The sequence below is a fragment of the Candidatus Regiella insecticola LSR1 genome (assembly GCF_000143625.1).
GTDB lineage: Bacteria > Pseudomonadota > Gammaproteobacteria > Enterobacterales > Enterobacteriaceae > Regiella > Regiella insecticola.
In genome coordinates this window covers 1-1271 of record NZ_GL379621.1, presented here as the reverse complement: position 1 = coordinate 1271, position 1271 = coordinate 1, and the positions used below count along the sequence as shown (strand labels likewise).

At 41.2% G+C, this 1271-nt stretch carries 2 protein-coding genes; both read right to left on the bottom strand.

Annotation, left to right across the window (positions count from 1 at the left end; genetic code table 11):
- Window positions 1-465, bottom strand: a 465-nt coding sequence (locus REG_RS08180) for an ABC transporter substrate-binding protein (protein ID WP_006705210.1), incomplete at its 3' end; no start/stop codon positions are given.
- A 215-nt stretch (window positions 466-680) separates the two neighbouring features.
- Window positions 681-1271: ATP-binding cassette domain-containing protein (locus REG_RS08175; RefSeq protein WP_141553661.1), on the bottom strand; the 591-nt coding region annotated here is incomplete at its 5' end.

The following is a 1271-nucleotide window of genomic DNA, read 5'->3' as shown; positions in this document are numbered from 1 at the left end:
GGCTTGAGCGAGTTGTAAACTATCAAAATAGGGGTAGCTATTGCCATTCACATTATGATAAGCATGTTCTTTATTAAAAATACGTTGAAAACTAAAAATGACGTCGTCGGCATTCATCATGCGACTAGGGGTAAACCAAGAGGTGGTCTGAAAAGAAACGTTTTTACGTAATTGAAAACGGAAAGTAGCGCCATTATCCAATATTTGCCATTTTTCCGCCAATTCAGAGGTAAGCTGATAGTTATAAGAATCGACCCCCAGTAAGCGATCATACAATTGAGCTGATAAAGTATCTACCGTTAATCCGTGGCGTGCCATTTGTGGATTAAAGGCATGGGGAGTGCCGTTAATACAATAAACAAAACCCTGCTGGTGGATGTCTGTTTGTAAATCAGTGGCCAATACAGACGATGTCAGCATTAGAGTGGTTGCAAAAATCGATATCAAAAGCATCAGAGCACGCATAAAAGTTTCGATATAGAGATAAATCCATGGATTTATTGTATCGTAATTTTATTATTCGCCCAATTTATTAACCTGTTTTCGCCATTTATAGCCTTCGCTTTTGAAGTCGCCGTGTTGTTGGCTGCGAGTCCTCGCCATCCGCCTAGAGCGGTAACTTCAAAGACAAAAGGTATATCTGAGAGCCTATTCTAAATCTCTGGTACTCGTGGATACTTTTATTTTTTTGTCATATGGTAGATTTTATCAGCTACTGCTATCGCATCTGGCCTGTGTGCGGCAAATATGCGTGTGATATTCATCGATTTTATAGCTTCATTTATTTTTCTTTCATTTTCAATGTCAAGAGCAGATGTAGCTTCATCAAGAATCAAAATTGCTGGTTTTCTATACAACGCACGCGAGAGAGAAATTCGCTGGCGCTGCCCACCTGAAAGTGAGCTACCTAACTCACCGATCAGCGTTGAATAACCAAGAGGCATAGCCTCTATTTCATCGTGGATAGCTGCTGCACGCGCACAACTTTTCATGTGCTCGATATCAGGATTATTGGCAAATGAGGTTATGTTTTGTAGCAGTGTGCCGGAGAAAAGAAAATCATCCTGCATAACGAATGATATCAGCGAACGATAGCGTTCAGATCCAATACGTTGCAAAGGTATTCCATCAATAAAAATATAGCCGGAACTGCTTTCCCTCAGGGAAGAAATGACGCTAAGCAGCGTGGATTTACCACAACCAGAACGACCGACGATAGCAAGGCTTTCGCCCGGTGACACTGAAAAAGAGACGTTTTCAAAGATAGGTGC